Genomic DNA, 20,975 nt, shown 5'->3' on the forward strand with positions numbered 1-20,975 from the left:
AATGGTTACAGTCATAGGAGTAAGATTTAAAAAAGCTGGTAAAATATATTATTTTAGCCCAAACGATATAGATATTCAAAAGGGAAATAAGGTTATCGTTGAAACAGTAAGAGGTATAGAATTTGGAGAATGTGTTATTGGAATAAAGGAAATAAAAGAAGATGATATAGTATCTCCTCTAAAATGCGTTATTAGAAAGGCTACAGATGCAGATGCAGAAAAAGATGCGGAAAATAAAAGAAAAGAAACGGAAGCTTACGAGGTTTGCTTAGATAAAATTCATAAACATGAACTTGATATGAAACTTATAGATGTAGAGTATACTTTTGATAATAATAAAGTTATATTTTACTTCACAGCAGATGGAAGAGTAGATTTTCGAGAACTCGTAAAGGATCTTGCGGCTGTATTTAGAACAAGAATAGAACTTAGACAAATAGGCGTTAGAGATGAAGCGAAAATGATAGGCGGGCTTGGACCATGTGGTAGACCTATGTGTTGTTCAACTTTTTTAGGAGAATTTGCACCAGTGTCTATAAAAATGGCCAAAGAGCAAAACTTATCATTAAACCCTACAAAAATTTCAGGCATATGTGGGAGACTAATGTGCTGCTTAAATTATGAGCAGGATACTTATGAAAAAATAAGAAAAACATTACCTACTTTAGGCTCCATAGTTGATACACCTTATGGTAGAGCAGAAGTTATCGGAAATAGTGTAGTAAAAGAAGCTGTTAAAATTAAGATAAAACTTAATGGTAGTGATGAAGAAATAGTGGAGGTTAAAATTGAAGACCTAACATTAATTTCAGGAAGCTATGAAGATACTGTAGTTGTTGCGGATATTAAATTGGAGTTGGTTGGAAATGAAGAAGATTCATATATAATAAAAGAATTATTCAAAGATAATTAGGAGGATATAGATGAAGTCAGTTATAAAAGTATGCAATATGAATACTTCAGATGATATTAGTAACATTAATGTGGCAATATCAAATAATCAAGGAGTTATTGCTTGCCAAATAAATTGTGAAAGCAAAGAAATAGAAATAATATATGATGATTATTTTGTTTCATTAGATAATTTAATTGAGTCTATTGAAGATGCTGGGTACGCAGTTATATAAAAAAACAAAAAAGACCCACAATTAGAGTTTTATAAATACCGAGTAGATGGTTTGGATAACTATTTATTCGGTATTTTTTTTACAATGTTAAAGACTCAAGTATAATTACTTCCTGTGAATACTCTTTTTTTTATTGGAGATAATAATTTTGAAGGGAGGTATGAAGTATGAAGAAAGTGGCAGTACAAAATGGGTTGGGCATAATTAGTGATTACTTATGCAAAGAAGGATATACAGTGAAAGAGTTCGATAACAGAAAGAAAAATGCAGGCAATTTTTTAAATAAATATGATGCAATTGTTGTTACAGGTGAAAATCAAAATATTATGGGAATAGAGGATACTATCTCAAGCACTCCAATTATTGATGCAACTGGAATGACAGCCAAGGAAGTTATGCAGAGAATAGAAGCTAAGTAGTAGATAGTCAACCGCCGACTACTACTAAAATTTACAAAATAGGGAATATAGAGGTTGTTAACTTATATTAAAGTTAACAACCTCTTTTTGTTTGGCAAGGATACTTTAAATGTATTTTAATAAGATTAATTTAAACAAAAATATATTTTATGTATGAGATTTTTAAATTATGTCAATAATTTAAATGTAAATAATTTACTAATAGATATGAAAGGGGTTATAAATATGAGAATGAAAAAAGGAATAATTACTGTATCTACTATTGTTGTAGTAATCTTAGGAGTATTTTTTGCTTTAAGATTTATTGGAGGACGAGAAACTGCTACTAATGTAAAAACAAAGGATGATAGCATAGTTCAAAAAAATAATGAAGTATTAAAAAATGAAAATGAAGAAAGTAACCTAGGCGCTACGAAAACAGAGCAGGGAATTGAGAATACTGAGGGGAAAAGTACTAATGAAATGGACGCTGCTTATATAAATGACAAAAGTAATGTTGGAATTTATACTGTTAAAAAAGATGATACAGTATTCAGTATAGCAAAAACATATATGCCCAGTCAGGATAAGAGCAAAATTGTTGAATTTATTAAAAATAGAAATAGTATAGATGAATCTTATAAGATTTCAGAGGGGCAGAAGATAGTAATTCCTTATGAAAAAGCAAGAGCAACAGCAAAGGCTGTAGATTCAGATGTTAATACTAAGGAATACATTATTAAAAAGCAAGATACCTTAAGTTCAATTGCTAAAAATAACATGCCTTCTTATGCTGTAAAACAGGCTATAGAGATGATAAAACAAACAAATAAAATTACAAATGAGAATAAAATTAAAGAAGGAACACATATTTATATTCCCAAATAATAACTAAAAAAGAAGCGTATTTTGAGAAAATTAAAATACGCTTCTTTTTTAGCTTAATTAATCTAAATGGTTTAAATCTTAAGGATTTTCATTTTACTGCTTTCAGCAAAGAGAAAATCACCGTCCAAAGTTAGTAGAAAATCTATATTGTTGTACTCCGCAGTAGCTAGGTGGAAGGCATCATTTACAGACAATAAGTTTTCGCACATGAAAATTTTAACTAGGGATATACATTCTTCAGAAATGTTAAGGTATTTTATATTTATAATTTTTTCTAGTTCGGAAATTATTTCTACGGACTTATTGTAATAGATATTCAATAGGTTTCTTCTCATAGAATTTTTGGAAATATTATCAAAATACCTTTTATATGGAATATGAATAAGCCTATCTTCTTTCCTTTGCTTTAATATTTTTGTGTCATGGCGGCTAAAGCTACCTGTTATAGACCTAATGTTGTCAATTGAGTTATAGGGGCTAGTATTATTTATTTTAGATTCAATGTCACTAATGAATAATTTGTAAAGTATTTGATTTAAAACTTCGGCAGATATGATACTGGTAGTGTAAAATTGGGAGCTTCCTTCAGAAAGTTGTTTTAAGCATGATAGACAATCACTATGTTTAATATCATCATCGTATATCAAGCTAAGCACGAAAGAGGCATCTAATAGTACAGAATTTTTATTGAAAACTATATTTTTAAAAGGGTATAATATTAATTCCATTTTAACCTCATCAAAATCAATTATTCTATAATTAATGTATATTCAGCAATGCTTACTAATAGTAGTTTTATAAACTATGAATAATGATTTATTATTTTATAAATGGTAGCCCCTTGATTTAGCAATAAAAATTGAGGTATACTTCTTTTAATGCTATTTACATAGTTAACATAAATTTTATAGAGAGGAGATGCATAATGGAGTTTTTAAGAAATGATGAAACTTTGGATGATCTTAATTTAAAGGGTATTCAAGTTATTCAAAAAAAAGACGATTTTAGGTTTGGTGTGGATGCAGTATTACTTGCTAATTTTGCTAAAGTAAGAAAAAATGCCAAAGTTGTTGATTTATGCAGTGGCACAGGGATAATTCCTTTCATATTAGCAGGTAAAACCTATGCAAGTGATTTAATTGGTGTAGAACTTCAAGAAGAATTTGTTGAAATGGCGAATCGTTCCATAAAACTCAATAAATTGGAAGATAAAATGAAATTTATATGTGGAGACTTAAAGGATATAGCACTTATTAAAAGCATTCCTAAAGTAGATATTGTTACGGTTAATCCACCATATAAACTTCAAAATTCAGGTTTGATAAATTTAAATGATAAAAATGCCATAGCAAGACATGAGATTTGTTGCACATTAGAAGACGTAATTATTGCAATTAGAATTCTACTAAGGGATAGCGGAAGGGTGTATATGGTACACAGACCTGATAGATTAGTTGATATTCTATGTACTATGAGGAAGCATAGAATTGAGCCTAAACGTATAAGAATGGTTCATCCTAGTGTGAATAAGGCACCAAACATTGTACTTATAGAGGGGCAAAGAGATGGGGGAACCTTTTTAAAATGGGAGACGCCTCTTTATGTTCACAGTGAAGATGGTGGGTATACTCAGGAAATTATTGATATGTACAATTCGGATACAATTTAATGCAAATATCAAAGTAAAGGGTGGTAAGAATGGTAGGAAAATTATACTTAGTTCCAACTCCTATAGGAAATCTAAAGGATATTACACTAAGAGCATTAGAAGTGCTACAAAATGTAGATATAATAGCAGCAGAGGATACAAGGCAAAGTTTAAAGCTATTAAATCATTTTAATATAAAAAAAACGCTTATAAGTTATCATCAACATAATGAACAAGGTAAAAGTGGAAATTTAATTGATCAGATTAAAGAGGGTAAAAATATAGCTATAATTAGTGACGCTGGTACACCGGGGATATCAGACCCTGGAAGTGTAATAGTTCAAAAGTGCATAGAGCAGAATATAAAATTTGAAGTATTACCTGGAGCTACAGCAATTACTACTGCGCTTGTATATTCAGGACTTGATACTACAAAATTTATATTTAGAGGATTTTTACCTAGAGAGAATAAAGAAAGAAAGCCTATTATTGATGACTTATTAAACAGGAGCGAAACTTTAATTTTTTACGAGGCTCCTCATAGACTTTTAAGCACATTAGAATTTTTATATGAAAATATTGGTAATAGAAAAATATCGATGTGTAGAGAACTTACAAAATTGTATGAAGAAATAATTAGACTGACGTTAGAACAGGCTATAGTATACTATAAAGAGAAAGCTCCAAGAGGCGAATATGTATTAGTAATTGAAGGAAAGAGTCAGGAAGATATAGATAAAGATGAAAGATCAAAATGGGATACACTAACTATAGAGGAACATATAGAAAAATATATGAAGGCAGGAACGGATAAAAAAGATGCTATGAAAAAGGTTGCAAAAGATAGAGGTATGGCTAAATCTGAAATATACAAGCATTCATTGAACATTTAATATACAAAAATAAGAAACAAAACGCTTTTTACAATTTTATTGAGAATACACGTTGAAATTTAAAGAGGTGTCAAAAAGTTTACATTTCAATTTATGTTTTTCATTGAGGTTGGTTTAAAGTAGTGTTATAATAAAATTGTTGATTTAAAAATGTTTAAATAATATGAATATATATATACATATAGGGGGAATTACATTGCGTAGAAGGATGATATCATTGATAGTAACACTTGGACTTGTTACTACAATAAGTATGCCAATATTTGCAGACCCGTTATCAGACAAGCTTAAAAATCAAAAGACTCAGCTTGAGGAGCAAAAGAGCGCATATAAGCAAGCTCAAAGTAAGGTTGATGCCATAGAAGCATCTATTGAAAAAATGGATGCAAACATAGAAAAAATTTATGCAGAAGTAAATAAAGCAAAAGCTAAAATAGGCGAAACGGAGCAGCAAATAGAAAAAACCACAAAAGATATACAAGTTGCAGAGGAAAGTATTAAAGAAGAGGAAGACTTATTTAATAAGAGAATGCGAAGCATGTATATAAATGGTGTGGATAGCTATGTAGAAATTTTATTGGACTCAGAGGGAATAGAAGATCTTATTTCAAGAGTTGATAACATTAAAAAAATTGTTGAATATGATAATAAAATTATCGGAGAATTAACAGGCAAAAAGAGTAAAATTGAAAATAAAAAGTTAACACTTGAAACTGAAAAGACTAAATTAGTGCTTTTGAAAACTGATAATGAAAATAAAATAGCTAACATTAAGGTGAAAAGAGAAGAACAAGAAATATTAATTACAGAAGCTGATAAGCAAAAAAAATTATATGCTGGCAAAATAGGTGATGCAGAAGCAACTGTAAATGTTACTATGGAGCAAATACAAGCAAGAATAGCTAAAGTACCTAAGTACACTCCATCTAGAGGAGCTTCATCACTTAGCACTGATTCTGTAGTTGCTTATGCAAGTAATTTTTTAGGAACAGAATATGTTTGGGGTGCTGCAGGTCCTGAAAACTTTGATTGTTCTGGTTTTATGCAATATGTATATGGTCATTTTGGTGTTTCCTTAAGTAGGACTACCTTTACACAGATAACTGAAGGATCATATGTTGCTAGAGAAAATTTACAAGCTGGAGATTTAATTTTCTTTGGTACAAGTTCGGATCCACATCATGTGGGAATGTATGTAGGTAATAATTCATATATTCATGCACCGCGTACCGGAGATGTTATTAAAATATCAGCATTAACGAGAGGCGATTACCTTACTGCAAGAAGAGTTAAATAAGTTTAAAATTGGACAGGCTATTTAAATAGTCTGTTTTTTGTGGGAAGAAAATTATTTTTTTCCATGGATAGCTATATATGTATTTATTAAATAATTAAGTAAAAAGAATCCTATAATTTATAGGATTCTTTTTACTTAATTATTTAATCTATTTTTCTTGTTTAAGTTGATCTAGGCAAGGTTTGCAGATGTTTTTGCCTCTGTAGTTAACTACATCTCTGGCATCACCACAGAAAATACAAGCTGGTTGATATTTTTTTAGAATAATTAGCTCTCCGTCAACATAAATTTCTAAAGCATCCTTTTCAGCAATATCTAGAGTCCTTCTAAGTTCTATTGGGATAACAATTCTTCCAAGTTCATCTACTCTTCTTACAACACCTGTTGATTTCATAATAATTCCTCCTTAGGATAACAATTTCCGACATCTTAATATTGAAATATTAATAAATATGACGTATAAAGTCAAAATTTAACTTGATTAATTTAGTTAATATTACAAAATTAATATTTAATTCCATCTAAAGTTAATATACTACCATATAATACAAATGTCAATATATTTTTTAAAAAAAATACAAAATTTTACTATACTTGGTAGGTCTTTAAAATCAATAAATAGAACTAAAAATACCTAATAAAATCATAAAACTCAATGAAAAGACGGTTTTACAATATAGGAATATGTGAAAAGTAAAATAGTAATTTTATGGATATATATATTAATATATGTCGAAGGGTCGCACTAATAATTGGTTATCTAATAATCTATTAATTATAAAAATAAAAATAATATGTAAACTATCAAGAAGTTTAACTATTTTAACATTAGTGGAAATAATTATAAAATAGACATTAAAAATAAAGAAGAAAATTATTTTAAACTAATAGATTGTAAAAAAAAAGAAAATTTATTGTAAACGCAATACTCTAAAAATTAAACTAATGAAGAAAGAGATAAAAGTCATATTGCGATAAGAAATATTTGCTAATTTTAATGTGTTGATTTAAACAAAGTGATATAGTTATTAAGTAAATATTTTTAAAACGAAGGAGAGAATAATATGAAAATTTTTATTGATACTGCAAATGTAAACGAAATTAAAAAAGCTGCAGAATTAGGGATAATAGATGGAGTAACCACAAATCCTTCTTTGATAGCAAAAGAAGGGAGAGACATAAAAGAAGTAATAGAAGAGATATGTGCTATTGTTGATGGACCAATAAGTGCAGAGGTTATAGATATGACCGCCGGTAAGATGGTGGAAGAGGGAAGGGAACTTTCAAAGCTTCATAAAAACGTAGTTGTTAAAATACCTATGTGCGAGGAAGGTCTGAAAGCTGTTAATATCCTTTCAAAAGAAAATATAAAAACAAATGTTACTTTAATATTTTCACCTCAACAAGCATTACTTGCTTCAAAAGCAGGTGCAAACTATGTAAGCCCTTTTATGGGAAGATTAGATGATATAGGAACATCTAGTTCACAAGTAATTTCAGATATAGCTCAAATTTTTAAAATGTATAATATAAATACAGAAATTATAGCTGCTAGCATTAGAAATCCTATACATATTTTAGACTGTGCAAAAGTTGGGGCTAATATAGCTACAATTCCGTACAACCTAATAATGGATATGATTAAACACCCTCTTACTGATAAGGGCATAGCGAAATTTTTAGCGGACTACAATAATTCATTAAAATAATAGAAAAAGAAATAGCAGAAAAAAATGAAAATTGAAGGCTTATAAGTAATATGGTACTGTTTATTCCACACAAGAATTAACAAGTTATGCACAGCCTATAATGATCAATGTGGATAATAAACTTGTCGGAATTACTTTTAATATGTAAAAGCCTATAAATAGTGATTTAAATATAAATTAAGTTGTCCACAGCTTCTGTTGATTAAATGTTAAAAACTGTGGATAATTTAATTGTAATATTTAGAATTTATATATATGCAATATTAACTGTGAGTTAAATCACATGTATTTTTTTAGTTCTAAGTTTAAATCTAGATTGGTAAGACTTGTTATTTCATTATACAATTCATTATCAAAATCGAGTTCTGTCAACGCGGATATAAAGCATTCTTTTTTTTGTATACTCGCTTCAATATTTGAAATGCACAAAGAATTATTTTTAATTGATGTATTACCAATGATTTCATTTATTTTTTTATGAGCTTCAGCTGCATTGTATCTTGCGAATGCTTCATTTTTGTATATTTTTATATCATATATATTTTGCTGTAGTTGCCTTAGTTGTAGTTTTAAAGCTTCACCTTTTGAAGTTGCATGATTATAACTTGTGTTTAATGAATTAAAATATTTATCATTATCTAATTTTTTCTCAAGGATTTTTTTAGCCAGTTCTTCATTACCTTTATTTAATGCAAGTTTAATTGTTACAATATATTCATCAGATTCTTTAGATAAGCTTTCGAGCCTTCTTTCAATTTCATGTATATTACCTAAAATTTTAGCAGATGAAATCCTAGCATCATTTAAAATGAATTCCATATCTCTTATTTTTTGATCTAGCAGTTCTAAGGGGTTCTCTAATTCATCTAAAATACTGCTTATTTTAGATTTTATAAGATAAAATAGTCTACTAAGTATTGTCATAGCAGCCTCCTTAATGGTACCCTTCTATATAAGATGAAAAATACTTAATAAAATTAATAGCTTATATATATAAATTTCATTAATACTATTATGGTAATATATTTCTATATATATACTATATTTTATAAATACACTTTTATATAAAAATATAAAGTAATTTATATTCATAGGATTAAAGAAAATGCAAAAAAAATAGCATATAGAAAATGACTTGTAATGGGTTTATATTTACCTTATAATAAAAATATAATTATGTTTATATTTGACAGACTAAAAAGCATATTTTATTTAAGATATTAATTTTGGGAAGGTGATAAAACTTGGAGAAAGCTAAATTTACCCTGGAAAGTATAAATTTATTAGCAAAATCAATATCAGAAAATAGTATAATTCCATATGAGGAATTACCTCAATATGACTTATTTTTATCTCAAGTTATTGATTATTTAAATGATAAATTTGAGGATGACAATTACACTAATAATATAGTACAGAATTATATAAAAAGCGAAGTTATATCAAAACCCGAAGATAGTAAAAAAAGAGGCTATACAAAATTACATCTTGCGCAGTTAGTATTGCTTAGCCATATGAGACCAATACTTACAGCAGAAGAGATTAAAAAAGTTTTTAGGTTGGCTTTTAATGAAATTAATGATAGAGATGATGATATTATTTCATGGGAAAACGCTTATAAATTCTTTTCAGATATGCAAAAGGAAAGTTTTGATGATTTTTCTGAAAAGCAGTTTTGTGATAAAGAAAAATTAGAAAAAATAATTGATTCACTAGATTTAAAAGAAAGTGACGAGGAAAGAATATCAGTTTTTTTGATTGTAATGAACTTAGTATCGCAAGCAAGTGCTATAAAAAAATTAGTTCAAAAAATTGTAGGAGATTATGAATCTTAAAAAGTAAAATATTAAAAAAATAAAAGATCCTATAAAATATAGGTCTTTTATTTTTTTATAGGTAATTATTATTTACAAGAGTTATTTGAAGTATCCGCAGTTGTTATTTTAAAGGATTCTCCAAATATGCTTTTAGCGTACATGATTTTTGTATCTTCAAAAACAAATGAAGATTCATTGTCTACTATAAAGTTTATTCCGTTTACTGATTCTAAAATATCGTCTTCTTGTTGCTCGTCCAGAGTAACACCCAATATTGGGCCTCCTCAACCAAAGCCTTTTATAAGTAATCTAACTGAAGATTTCCCCTTTTGTAAAAGCTGTTTGTTTAAAGCATTTTTAGTAACCTCATCAAAAGAAATATTCATATCTTATCCTCCTTGTACCCACTGGGGGTATATATTACTGTTATTATATGCGTTAAATATTATTATGTCAAATAAAATGTAAAAATATAAAATAAATTTTATAAAATTTATTCACTAAATATATATATTTATACAAGTAAGATGCCAGTTTTTTTATATTTAATAAGTTTGTAAATCCTATTAACCACATTTTAGAAGGAAAGTCTCTCATTTTTATAAGTGTTCAGATAACAATTGAGAATTGTTATCTCAGCCAGAGGAATAAAAAGGTGATACATGCTATAACGAATAGAAAAGTCCAGAGAGAGTCTGAAGCTACTTCTGAAATGGTTAATATTTTAGCATCCCAGGTAATGATTTAATAATTAAATGAGAAATGGGCAGAATACTTATGCAAGTAAAAAGAAATCGTAGTGGTTGACAAGGATTGTATAAGAGGATAGTATAAAAATATGGATAATATAAAATTATTGTAAAAATTAAAAATATTTTGGGGGTTTAGTGATGAAAATAGTATTAGCATTAGGCGGAAATGCACTTCAATCAGATCCTAAAGACAAAAGTCCAGAGGCACAGCTTAAAACTTGCAAGGAAACAGCTAAATCAATAGTGGATCTTATAGAAGATGGACACAGAATATCAATAGTCCATGGAAATGGGCCTCAAGTGGGCCAAATTGTTGCAGCAGTAGAAGCTGCGCAAAAGTTCGATGATGGAAATGTATTGTTTCCATTTGATGTATGTGGTTCCTTTTCACAAGGATATATAGGATATCATCTTCAAAATGCTATAGGTGAAGAATTAAGAAATAGAAGCATAGATAAGACGGTAGGAACTATAGTAACTCAAGTAGTAGTTGATAAAGATGATCAAGGTTTTAAAAATCCAACTAAACCAATAGGTTCTTTTTATACAAAAGAGGAAGCTGAAAAGTTAGAAATAGAACATGGTTATATAATGAAAGAAGATGCAGGAAGAGGTTATAGAAGAGTGGTTGCATCTCCAAAGCCTATTGATGTTATAGAAAAAGATTTAATAAAAGAATTAGTTGATATGGGAAATGTGGTTATATCATGTGGTGGTGGTGGAATACCTGTTATTCGTGAAGGCGGAATGGTTAAAGGAGTTGCAGCGGTTATAGATAAGGATTTTGCTGCTGAGAAACTTGCAGAAATACTAGATGCAGATGTGCTTTTAATATTAACAGGAGTAGATAGAGTTTGCGTAAATTATAATAAGCCGGATCAAAAGGAACTTAAACAAATTAATATTGAAGAGCTTAATAACTATATTACGCAGGGTCAATTTGCTCCAGGGAGTATGCTACCCAAAGTGGAGGCTTGTAAAAAATTCATAATGAATAATAAAGATAAAACAGCTATTATAGCATCATTGTCAAAAGCTAAAGAAGCATTAAAAGGCTTATCAGGAACAAAAATTGTATACTAATTATTTCAAATAGGAGGCTCAAAAGAGGATGGATAAGAGAAAAATCAATATTTATTCAGAAATAGGAAATTTAAAGACTGTTCTTATACATAGACCAGGGGAAGAAATTGAAAATCTTATACCAGAGTATCTAGAAAGACTTTTATTTGATGATATTCCATTCCTAAAGGTAGCAAGGGAAGAACATGATAATTTTGCTAAGATATTGCAACAAAATGGTGTTGAAACCTTATATCTTGAAAATTTAGTAGTAGAAGCAGTAAAAGATCCCAAAATTAAGGAATTATTTCTAGACGAAGTTATAGATGAATGTGGTATAAACGAGACTAGAATCATAACATCACTAAAGGATTATTTATATTCATTGTCAGAAAAGGGAATGATAGATAAGGTCATGTCAGGAATAAGAAAAAAAGAAATTGAGATTAAAGAACATTATGATGAGTATCCATTTATAATGGATCCGATGCCTAACTTATATTTTACAAGAGATCCATTTGCATGTATTGGAAATGGAATAAGCTTAAATTCTATGAAAACTAAAACTAGAAGACGTGAGACAGTGTTTGGAAAATATATTTTTAAATATCATCCAGAGCTGAAGGATTCAGGTATTCCGTTGTGGTATGATAGAAATGAGGTATATAATATTGAAGGTGGCGATGAATTAATTTTATCAAAAGATGTTATTGCCATCGGACATAGTGAAAGAACAGATAAAGAAGCGGTTATAAGTATGGCTAAGAATATATTTGAAAAGGGTGAGTCTTTTAAAACAATTTTAATTTTTGATATCCCTAAAACTAGGGCGTTCATGCATCTAGATACTGTATTTACAATGATCGATTATGATAAATTTACTGTTCATCCAGGAATAGAAGGTACTTTAAAGGTAACAGCAATAACTTATGATCATAAGAATAAGGAATTAATATTTAGAGAAGAAGAAGGTAGTTTGGAAAAGATACTTTCTAATCATTTAAAAAAAGATATTACTTTGATACGCTGTGGTGGCGGGGATAAGGTTATATCAGGAAGAGAACAATGGAATGATGGATCAAATACACTAGCTATATCTCCTGGTACCGTAATAACTTATGAGAGAAATTATGTTACTAATGAGATTTTAGATAAAAACAACATAAAGGTATTTCAAATACCTTCTAGTGAGCTATCAAGAGGTAGAGGTGGTCCTAGATGTATGTCTATGCCATTCTATAGAGAAGATTTAATATAACTATAAAAAAATTTAGTATTGATAAGAGAGGGGAATTTATTATGTTTAACTTAAGAAATAGAAATTTTTTAACACTTATGGATTTTTCACCAAAAGAGATTAATTATTTTCTTGATTTAGCTAGAGATTTAAAAAGAGCTAAATATGCAGGTACAGAACAGCAAACATTAAAAGGTAAAAACATTGCATTAATATTTGAAAAGAGCTCAACAAGAACAAGGTGTGCTTTTGAAGTAGGAGCACTAGACCAAGGAGCACATGTAACTTACCTTGGACCTACAGGCACTCAAATTGGTAAAAAGGAATCCGTAGCAGATACAGCGAGAGTTCTTGGAAGAATGTATGATGGGATAGAATATAGAGGATATGGCCAAGAAGTAGTTGAAGAACTAGCGAAATATGCAGGAGTGCCAGTTTGGAATGGATTAACTACTGAAGATCACCCTACTCAAATTCTTGCTGACTTTTTAACTATTCAAGAACATTTTTCTAAACCATTAAATGAAATCAAATTTGTTTATGCTGGTGATGGAAGAAATAATATGGCAAATGCCCTTATGATAGGAGCTGCCAAGATGGGTATGGACTTTAGAATAGTTGCTCCAAATTCATTATTTCCTGAAGATGCATTAGTTAATAAATGTAGAGAAGTAGCCAGTGGTACAGGAGCAAAAATCACTATTACGGGTGACGTAGCGCAGGGAGTAAAAGATGCAGATGTTATATACACTGACGTTTGGGTATCCATGGGAGAAGCAGATGAAGTTTGGCAGCAAAGGATTAGTATATTAAAACCATATCAAGTTAATAAAGAAATGATGAAGTTAACTGGCAATAAAGATACTAAATTTATGCACTGTCTGCCAGCATATCATGATTTAAAAACTGGAGTTGGTAGAGAAGTATTTGAAAAATTTGGAATGAATGGTGTTGAAGTTACAGATGAAGTATTTGAAAGTGAAGCTTCAATAGTGTTTGATGAAGCTGAAAATAGAATGCATACTATAAAAGCAGTTATGGTGGCAACATTAGGAAATTAATATATTATCATAGTAGGTAATGATTTGATTAGATGATACATTTTATTAAAAAAAGCTTTCGAATTTATTTCGAAAGTTTTTTTTCTTTGTTAATCCATGTTTTTTATATCCTATATTTTAATAAAATATAAAAGAATAAATCAAAGATATCAAAATTTTAAGCATAAATATTTGCATACCGTAATATTTATTAATTTATAGTTATTAAATATAAAAGGGGTAGATATATATGCTAAGTAAGATACCACTATTAATTTATGATATTTTTGGGGATAAAGTAGAGATTATGAATTATACAAAAGTTTATTTTATAAATAAAAATGAGGAGGGATATGTGCTCCATGTAGAGCAGCATGATAGAATTACATCTATAAATGAGTTTGACTTAGAAAAAAGAGAAGATAAGTACTATTGCACAAGAAAGTTATTTAGTTAACTAAAGTTTAACGACATTTCAGAAGAAAAGCCGCCTTCTATAAGTGAGAGGCTAAATCTCCTTCTGAAGTTGTTAATATTGAAACACCCTAGGTGATGATTTAAACATAGCTTTATCAGGAGAAATTTAAAATCATACAAGAGTTATAAATTATAAACTTGTGTGATTTTTTGTATTTATAGCAATATAATATATTTGTAGTATAATCAAATTAAGAAGATTATGTTTTGCATACCCAAAAAAGATTATCTATAAATATAGGTGTGAATTAACCTATAATTAGTGAAAACCATAAATTTTATAGAAGTTAATAGTTTATACATTGTTAAATTCACTAGAAATGGTTTATAATTTTATAATATTAGCATGTGGAAATTAGTAAGTCTGGAGAAATGTATGTTTATCTATATTATAAATAATAATGTAATCACAATAACTGATACAGGGGGTAAAATATGCTAAGCCAGCAAGAGAAGATAATGGTTTTAGAAAACTTTAAAGAAGAAAATCAACCTATAGAAATAATAAATGAATTAAATGATGGAGAATCTGGTGCAGCGGTATATACTGTGGAATTTGGTGAATCTCGCAAACTCGGAGTTTTAAAGATTCAAGAAATGAATGAAAGTGGATTACATAATAAAGCATTTTTACAATCAAAAGAGAATGCAGTTGAAGGATATATACCTAAAATTATTGATGAAGTGGAAATACAATGCAAAAATAATTTAAAAAGATTTGGAGTGCTATATGAACTTGGGGGAGATAACGTATTAGGAATTAAAACCCTAAAATATTCTTTGGAAAATGAACTAGCATTAGTTAAACAAACTTCAGAACAAGTAGCTAAATTTCTATATACTTGGAATAAACCGCATACATCAGAAATTAAATCTCCCATTGATATAATGAAAACCTCCCTAGGCTATAGATTTATGGATGAAAAACTTATAAGGGCTTTTGAGACCTTAATGATTGATGAAGATAAAAAATGGTTAGTTATTGATGGAGCTGATAAATTTTTTCCCAATCCCTATAGATTCTTTACAGATGAAGAGGTTTGGGAAGGGAGTGAGATAAAATATTTACATTCCTGTATACATGGAGATTTCCATGGAGGAAATATAATTGTTTCGGTGAAGAAGCCATCTATTATCGATTTTGGAAGTTATCAAACTCATAGTAACATTTTTTATGATACAAGGTATTTAGAATTACATTCACTAATGGACTATTTAAAATTTGATAATAATAAGCAAAGAAAATTTTGGATTAGTTTATGTGAAGAATTAACAAAAAATGTAAAGTACGTTGATATACCTGATGGTGATGGAGCTAGTATATTAAGGGATATAATACCGGAATTAAGACATGGCATAGATTATTTGCTTTCGGATTCTAGAAATAAACTATATGAGCCATCTTTTTATTTAGCTGGAGTTTCTGCAGGACTTAACTTCATCCGTAAAACCAAGGATGAAAATAAAAGAATGGCAGCGATGATATATACAATGTATAACTTAAGAGCTGTTTTAAAACATGAACTTATAGATTTATATAATCCTAGTCTATCATCATGTAGTAGCATTCAATGGTTTTTAGACGAAACTTCAATAAGTCAGTATTTAGATAAGGAATCAATCTATAAGATTGATCAAAAGGCTTATCATATTTCAGGTATAATAAAAAACAAATCTATAGAACTTACTGTAGAGCCTATTATAAATCTAAAAAGTGGGAAGGTTAAATCATTAGAAATATTAGTCAGAGATTCAAGATTAGAATTTTTCCCAGATGAAATGTTTGAAAAGGCTAGGCTTACTGGGGACTTGGAAAAGCTTACATTGCTGGCTTGTGATAAATTGTGCAATTATCTAAATAGACTTAGGCCATTTATTGAAGACGGATTATTTTTTAAACTTCAATCGGATACAACCAGGCATACTATCAAAAAAGTCATAAACAAATTACAAGGGACGAACTTGGTTTTAGAAATTACACAACGAATACCAAGAAGTGCATTCTGGCGTAATTTTGCTCATGAGCTAAAATTCAAATTAGCTATGGAAAATTTTGGAGAAGGAAACTCTAATATGGTAGAATTAATAAAGATGAAACCGAATTTTATAAAAATCTCCCAACAAATTGTTAGAGATGTTCATAAAGATGAAATAAAAGCATTAATGGTAGAACATATGGTTAAAATGGCTATAAAAACCGATATGAAAATTATAGCTGAGGGAATACGAACTTTAGAAGAAAAGAAAAAGTTAATAGAGCTAGGTATTGAATACGGACAAGGAACATATTTTTCTTCTGCTATGCTTATGGATCATGCAGATTATGAAATTTGGGAAAAAGGATTTTAGGGTTTTAAGGACATTTCTTTTATAAGAAATGTCCTTAGTTTTTTATTTTAGAAAAAGTTATAAGTTTCTATTTTAAAAGGCATATGGCATTTGCGGAGATCCCCTCACAGCTACCAGTGAAACCTAGACCTTCCTCTGTAGTAGCTTTAATATTAACTTTATCTATAGGCAATTGTAATGCCAATGCAATATTTTTCACCATATAAGGGATGTGCGGTGCCATTTTAGGGCTTTGTGCAATAATTGTGGCATCAATATTTTCAATTATATAATCCTTAGATTTTACTAAAGCTCCTACATGTTTAAGGAGATCAATGCTAGAGACACCTTTATATTTAGCAGCGGTATCAGGGAAATGCTTCCCAATGTCACCAAGAGCTGCAGCTCCTAAAAGAGCGTCCATAATAGCATGAATGAGAACGTCGGCATCTGAATGACCTAGTAACCCAGTTTCATGAGGTATGTTTACTCCGCCAATTATTAAACTTCTATCTTTAACTAATCTATGAACATCGTATCCCATTCCAATTCTCAAGCGAATTACCTCTTTTCAATTTAATTTATAAATAAGTTCAATAGACCTGGCATATTTAACTTATTTATTTTTTTCATGTGCCTAATATAGCATTTTATAGGGATGTAATCAAGGGATTTTATTATTTGTTACGAAAGTAAAGTGGTAAAATCAGAAGAAATATCTGTTCTAGATGATACGCAAGGTGTAGAAACCATATTAGTAACATGTAGGATCATAATAATAACCACCAATATTACTATAATAAAAGGAGTAAATGTAAGTAAATAGGACAAAAGTTATTAACATGTTATCAACAAAACTGTGGATAATGTGCATAACTTAAAATTAAAATTTTCAAATATTTTATTTAAAATGAAAAAAAATACATATTTCCAGAAAAAAAATTTCTAATTAATACTAATAATCAGTTCATAACATCAATTCCACAACTTATACACAAGGTAATTGTGGATAATGTGCATAAGTATTGAATTGTCTATAGTAATTTTAAAAAAAGATATATAGGTTTAATACATTTGTGGACTAGTAAGTTTTAATGTGTATAATCTGTTAATCTAAATAAAAAACATTAAATAAATTAAATTATCAATAAATTTATAAAAATAATTAAATATATAAGTAAAGAATACTTGTATAAAATATGAAATTTATAATTTATATATATAAAATAAAGAAACTTTGCCATCATTATGCTTGCTTAAATATTTTTTAATGATATAATATATTTTGTGACAAATTAATACATTGGAAAAAAATACATAAATTTAAATTATTATTATACTATTTGCTTTAAATTATGAAGACAGTAGTAAATAACATCACTTAGGGGGAATTTTAAATGGTTAAAAAGGTTTTATCTAGTATTTTGGTATTAGTAATGGCGGGTTCTTTAGTAGCTTGTTCAGGTAACAAAAATGTAACTAAAGATGATACAGCTACAAAGCAAGAAGAAACTAAAAAGACTGAAACTACAGAACCGGCTAAAGAGGCTATTAAGTTTGAGTCACTAACTCAAATGATGGACAGTATTTCAGAGAAAGATCAGTATTATTCAGATAACTACAATTTAAAAATATTGAAAAAAGATGCACTAGCAGCTTACGATGCAAAGGCAATTACTATAACGAAAAAAGCTATGACAGACAATAAAATTGATGCTAAGAGTTCAAAGACTTATAAGTACTACAACAATATTAATGGCGTACGCTTTGAAAAGGACTACATAGTAGTATATGATGCAAGTAAAGTGCCTACAACAGTATACGAAGTGATAATAGCACTCTCAGATAAAGACGAACCATCTTTGAAAGAAGTTAAAGAAAATAAAGCAATAATAACTGATGAATTTAAAGTCTTATTTCCAAAAGAATTATAAGTTAAACAAAATAGTCATTGTTAGCTAAGAGTAACAAGTTATCCACAAATGAGTTGTTGATAATGTTTATAACTCTATATAAATTAAAAAGCACACAATTTTGTGTGCTTTTTTGTATAGGCATATTATTTTGAGGCATTTTCAGTTTTAATAGAATCAGAAATTAAATCATTAATACCCACTAGTTCATTTTGTGTTATATATCTCCATTTACCAATAGGTAATTTAGCTATAGAAACATTCATAATTCTAAGCCGCTCAAGTCTTACCACCGTGTAACCTAAACACTCACACATTCTTCGAATTTGACGGTTAAGGCCTTCTGTTAAAATTATTCTAAAAACATATTTGCTTTCTTTTCTTACAAAACACTTTTTAGTTATAGTATTAAGTATAGCTATGCCATTTGCCATATTTTTTATAAAATCTGTGGTTATGGGTTTATCCACAGCAACAATATACTCTTTTTCGTGGTTATTGCCTGATCGTAGAATCTTATTTACAATATCTCCATCATTTGTTAGAAAGATGAGACCTTGAGAAGGTTTATCAAGACGACCTATGGGGAAGATTCTTTTTGGAAAATTTATAAAGTCTATAATATTACCCTTAATTTTATGCTCTGTAGTGCAGGTTATTCCAACAGGTTTATTGAAAGCTAAATAAACTAATTCTTCTCTTTTTTTTAATGGATTACCATTTATTTCAATGAAATCTGTTGCAGATACTTGAGTGCCCATTTCAGGGATTTTACCATTTACTTTGACCTTGCCTTCGTCAATCATTTTATCAGCCGCGCGCCTAGAGCAAAAACCTGTTTCACTTATAAATTTATTTAATCTAGTTTTTGAAGCAAAATTTTCATAGTGCTGAATAATGTTTTTTTCTTTATCATTATTTATGGTTTTCATTTTACACCGTCCTTTGGAATTGTAAAGTAAAATTAAGTTGAATAATTAATAATATATGGTAAAATAGTTATAATATACGGCAAAATATCCATATGAATATAAGCAATGGAATAATTGTGGACAAACTGTTTATTAACAAAAATAATGTTTTATTTCATTATATTAAATAATCATCAAAACATAAAGAGAAATGGCAAATTAATTAGATTTTGGAGTCAAGTTGTTGATTAAGACAAGTTAGTGGATTGAGATACTTTAGTTGATTTTTAATAAAAAGTATAGGGGGAAGATAAATTGATAAGTAAAATTATTTTAAACAAGTTAAAATTATTCCTAATTATAATGTGTGGTTTATTTATATTTATTCCGAATAATGTTATAGCAGCCACGAGTCCTATTCAAATGGAACATAAGACAAATGTACCAGCTGATAAAGTGTGGAAGATTAAGTTTAATCAAGGAATTAATGTAGACAAGCTTAGTGATAGCGTTAGGGTTTATAATCCCATAGGACTATCAGTAAAGGTAAAAATATCATATGATATTATAAATAATACCATAAAAGTAGAACCACCAGATGGAGGATATATAAATGGACAAACTTATGCTTTGCAAATTTATCAAAGTATAAAGGATTTAAAGAGGAATGCACTGAAGGCGCCTGTAACCATGAATTTTACTATAGAAGTATTAGATAAGGGTCCAATAATAGATAGTGGCAATAAGAAATATAATTATGAAAAATATGATAAGACAATAGATCAAATTGTAGGAATGCAAAGTAAAGGTGACGCTTTTAATGTTGTACCTAATTATATGTTAGAGGCTAGTAATAAAGATATTTATGAATATCTGAACCCTAAAAATTTTGAAAATCATGATTATGCTGTGTATCAATTTTTAACATTGAATTATATTGATGGAATTACTGTAGAAGATGTAGATAGTTTATTAAAGGGCGAGGGAATATTAGAAGGACAAGGAAAAACACTAATAGATGCTTGTTATAAATATGATGTTAATCCGGCCTATATTATTGCCCATGCTATTTTAGAAACTGGTCATGGATCATCAGCACTGGCTAAAGGTATAGTGGTTAATCAAGTTGCTGGAAAACCAGTTGTAAGTAAAACAACATACAATATGTTTGGCATAGGCGCATGGGATGAAAATCCAAATAAACTAGGATCTGAAAGAGCATATAAGGAGGGGTGGTTTACTGCAGAGGCTGCTATAGAAGGTGGAATTAAATTTGTTTCTACTCAGTATATTAACAATAGCACTCGTAAACAGAACACATTATATAAAATGAGATGGAACCCAGAGAGTCCAGGAGTTCATCAATATGCTACAGATATAGCTTGGGCATATAAACAAAGTTACAGAATTAAAGAAATTTTAGATAAATGCAGTAATGCATCTTTAATATTTGAAATACCTGAGTATAAATAGAACTA

At 28.9% G+C, this 20,975-nt stretch carries 23 protein-coding genes; 17 read left to right on the forward strand and 6 right to left on the reverse strand.

Features of this window, described 5'->3' with window-relative positions; genetic code table 11:
* Window position 1: 1 nt before the first annotated feature.
* From G9F70_RS00840 to G9F70_RS00855, 4 genes are all read left to right on the forward strand, one after another.
* Window positions 2-913, forward strand: a complete 912-nt coding sequence (locus G9F70_RS00840) for a stage 0 sporulation family protein (protein ID WP_164947230.1) — start codon at window positions 2-4, stop codon at window positions 911-913.
* 10 nt (window positions 914-923) lie between these two features.
* Window positions 924-1,127, forward strand: a complete 204-nt coding sequence (locus G9F70_RS00845) for a heavy-metal-associated domain-containing protein (protein ID WP_164947231.1) — start codon at window positions 924-926, stop codon at window positions 1,125-1,127.
* A gap of 167 nt (window positions 1,128-1,294) precedes the next feature.
* On the forward strand, window positions 1,295-1,546 hold the full coding sequence (locus tag G9F70_RS00850; protein ID WP_124996815.1) for a YkuS family protein: 252 nt from the start codon (window positions 1,295-1,297) through the stop codon (window positions 1,544-1,546).
* A gap of 225 nt (window positions 1,547-1,771) precedes the next feature.
* Window positions 1,772-2,413, forward strand: coding sequence for a LysM peptidoglycan-binding domain-containing protein (locus G9F70_RS00855; protein WP_164947232.1), 642 nt, complete (start codon window positions 1,772-1,774; stop codon window positions 2,411-2,413).
* A gap of 71 nt (window positions 2,414-2,484) precedes the next feature.
* On the opposite strand, the gene G9F70_RS00860 is transcribed toward G9F70_RS00855, so the two are convergent.
* The gene (locus G9F70_RS00860; RefSeq protein ID WP_124996819.1) at window positions 2,485-3,141 is read right to left on the reverse strand and encodes a PIN domain-containing protein; all 657 of its coding nucleotides are present in this window, start codon (window positions 3,139-3,141) and stop codon (window positions 2,485-2,487) included.
* Between the two features lie 197 nt (window positions 3,142-3,338).
* On the opposite strand from G9F70_RS00860, the gene G9F70_RS00865 reads away from it, so the two are divergent.
* From G9F70_RS00865 to G9F70_RS00875, 3 genes are all read left to right on the forward strand, one after another.
* The gene (locus tag G9F70_RS00865) at window positions 3,339-4,082 is read left to right on the forward strand and encodes a tRNA1(Val) (adenine(37)-N6)-methyltransferase (RefSeq protein ID WP_164947233.1); all 744 of its coding nucleotides are present in this window, start codon (window positions 3,339-3,341) and stop codon (window positions 4,080-4,082) included.
* A gap of 29 nt (window positions 4,083-4,111) precedes the next feature.
* A complete protein-coding gene (gene rsmI / locus G9F70_RS00870; RefSeq protein WP_124996823.1) occupies window positions 4,112-4,954 on the forward strand; it encodes a 16S rRNA (cytidine(1402)-2'-O)-methyltransferase in 843 nt (280 codons plus the stop codon).
* A gap of 196 nt (window positions 4,955-5,150) precedes the next feature.
* The gene (locus tag G9F70_RS00875) at window positions 5,151-6,251 is read left to right on the forward strand and encodes an NlpC/P60 family protein (protein ID WP_164947234.1); all 1,101 of its coding nucleotides are present in this window, start codon (window positions 5,151-5,153) and stop codon (window positions 6,249-6,251) included.
* 148 nt (window positions 6,252-6,399) lie between these two features.
* On the opposite strand, the gene G9F70_RS00880 is transcribed toward G9F70_RS00875, so the two are convergent.
* Window positions 6,400-6,645 (reverse strand): AbrB/MazE/SpoVT family DNA-binding domain-containing protein, encoded by a 246-nt coding sequence (locus G9F70_RS00880; protein ID WP_164947235.1) that lies wholly within the window; start codon window positions 6,643-6,645, stop codon window positions 6,400-6,402.
* 670 nt (window positions 6,646-7,315) lie between these two features.
* Between G9F70_RS00880 and fsa the strand changes: the two genes are divergently transcribed.
* Window positions 7,316-7,960, forward strand: a complete 645-nt coding sequence (fsa, locus tag G9F70_RS00885; protein WP_164947236.1) for a fructose-6-phosphate aldolase — start codon at window positions 7,316-7,318, stop codon at window positions 7,958-7,960.
* Window positions 7,961-8,239: 279 nt separating this feature from the next.
* Here fsa and G9F70_RS00890 read toward each other — a convergent pair whose 3' ends face one another.
* Window positions 8,240-8,884, reverse strand: coding sequence for a PspA/IM30 family protein (locus tag G9F70_RS00890; protein ID WP_164947237.1), 645 nt, complete (start codon window positions 8,882-8,884; stop codon window positions 8,240-8,242).
* Window positions 8,885-9,204: 320 nt separating this feature from the next.
* Here G9F70_RS00890 and G9F70_RS00895 point away from each other — a divergent pair, with 320 nt between their 5' ends.
* The gene (locus G9F70_RS00895; protein ID WP_164947238.1) at window positions 9,205-9,795 is read left to right on the forward strand and encodes a DUF1836 domain-containing protein; all 591 of its coding nucleotides are present in this window, start codon (window positions 9,205-9,207) and stop codon (window positions 9,793-9,795) included.
* 68 nt (window positions 9,796-9,863) lie between these two features.
* On the opposite strand, the gene G9F70_RS00900 is transcribed toward G9F70_RS00895, so the two are convergent.
* Complete coding sequence (locus G9F70_RS00900; RefSeq protein ID WP_164947239.1) at window positions 9,864-10,049, reverse strand: hypothetical protein; 186 nt, start codon at window positions 10,047-10,049, stop codon at window positions 9,864-9,866.
* Window positions 10,050-10,667: 618 nt separating this feature from the next.
* Here G9F70_RS00900 and arcC point away from each other — a divergent pair.
* The 5 genes from arcC to G9F70_RS00925 all read left to right on the forward strand — a co-directional run bounded on the left by arcC (window position 10,668) and on the right by G9F70_RS00925 (window position 16,694).
* A complete protein-coding gene (gene arcC, locus G9F70_RS00905; protein WP_164947240.1) occupies window positions 10,668-11,612 on the forward strand; it encodes a carbamate kinase in 945 nt (314 codons plus the stop codon).
* 28 nt (window positions 11,613-11,640) lie between these two features.
* On the forward strand, window positions 11,641-12,849 hold the full coding sequence (arcA, locus tag G9F70_RS00910) for an arginine deiminase (RefSeq protein WP_164947241.1): 1,209 nt from the start codon (window positions 11,641-11,643) through the stop codon (window positions 12,847-12,849).
* Between the two features lie 38 nt (window positions 12,850-12,887).
* Window positions 12,888-13,889 carry an ornithine carbamoyltransferase gene (gene argF / locus G9F70_RS00915; RefSeq protein ID WP_202882660.1) on the forward strand — a complete coding sequence of 334 codons (1,002 nt, stop codon included), beginning with the start codon at window positions 12,888-12,890 and terminating at the stop codon, window positions 13,887-13,889.
* Window positions 13,890-14,118: 229 nt separating this feature from the next.
* The gene (locus tag G9F70_RS00920; RefSeq protein ID WP_164947243.1) at window positions 14,119-14,325 is read left to right on the forward strand and encodes a hypothetical protein; all 207 of its coding nucleotides are present in this window, start codon (window positions 14,119-14,121) and stop codon (window positions 14,323-14,325) included.
* 455 nt (window positions 14,326-14,780) lie between these two features.
* The gene (locus G9F70_RS00925) at window positions 14,781-16,694 is read left to right on the forward strand and encodes an EAL domain-containing protein (protein ID WP_164947244.1); all 1,914 of its coding nucleotides are present in this window, start codon (window positions 14,781-14,783) and stop codon (window positions 16,692-16,694) included.
* Window positions 16,695-16,761: 67 nt separating this feature from the next.
* On the opposite strand, the gene ispF is transcribed toward G9F70_RS00925, so the two are convergent.
* Window positions 16,762-17,229, reverse strand: a complete 468-nt coding sequence (gene ispF, locus G9F70_RS00930) for a 2-C-methyl-D-erythritol 2,4-cyclodiphosphate synthase (protein ID WP_164947245.1) — start codon at window positions 17,227-17,229, stop codon at window positions 16,762-16,764.
* Window positions 17,230-17,370: 141 nt separating this feature from the next.
* On the opposite strand from ispF, the gene G9F70_RS26820 reads away from it, so the two are divergent.
* On the forward strand, window positions 17,371-17,499 hold the full coding sequence (locus G9F70_RS26820) for a hypothetical protein (RefSeq protein WP_263484198.1): 129 nt from the start codon (window positions 17,371-17,373) through the stop codon (window positions 17,497-17,499).
* Window positions 17,500-18,070: 571 nt separating this feature from the next.
* Window positions 18,071-18,607, forward strand: coding sequence for a hypothetical protein (locus tag G9F70_RS00935; protein WP_164947246.1), 537 nt, complete (start codon window positions 18,071-18,073; stop codon window positions 18,605-18,607).
* Between the two features lie 125 nt (window positions 18,608-18,732).
* Here G9F70_RS00935 and rluF read toward each other — a convergent pair whose 3' ends face one another.
* Window positions 18,733-19,518, reverse strand: coding sequence for a 23S rRNA pseudouridine(2604) synthase RluF (gene rluF / locus G9F70_RS00940; protein WP_164947247.1), 786 nt, complete (start codon window positions 19,516-19,518; stop codon window positions 18,733-18,735).
* 294 nt (window positions 19,519-19,812) lie between these two features.
* On the opposite strand from rluF, the gene G9F70_RS00945 reads away from it, so the two are divergent.
* Entirely contained in the window at window positions 19,813-20,970 is a 1,158-nt protein-coding gene (locus G9F70_RS00945; RefSeq protein ID WP_164947248.1) for an N-acetylglucosaminidase, read from the forward strand.
* Window positions 20,971-20,975 lie beyond the last annotated feature (5 nt).

It is taken from the genome of Clostridium sp. FP1, assembly GCF_011065975.2.
In the GTDB taxonomy this organism is placed as follows: domain Bacteria; phylum Bacillota; class Clostridia; order Clostridiales; family Clostridiaceae; genus Clostridium_AD; species Clostridium_AD tagluense.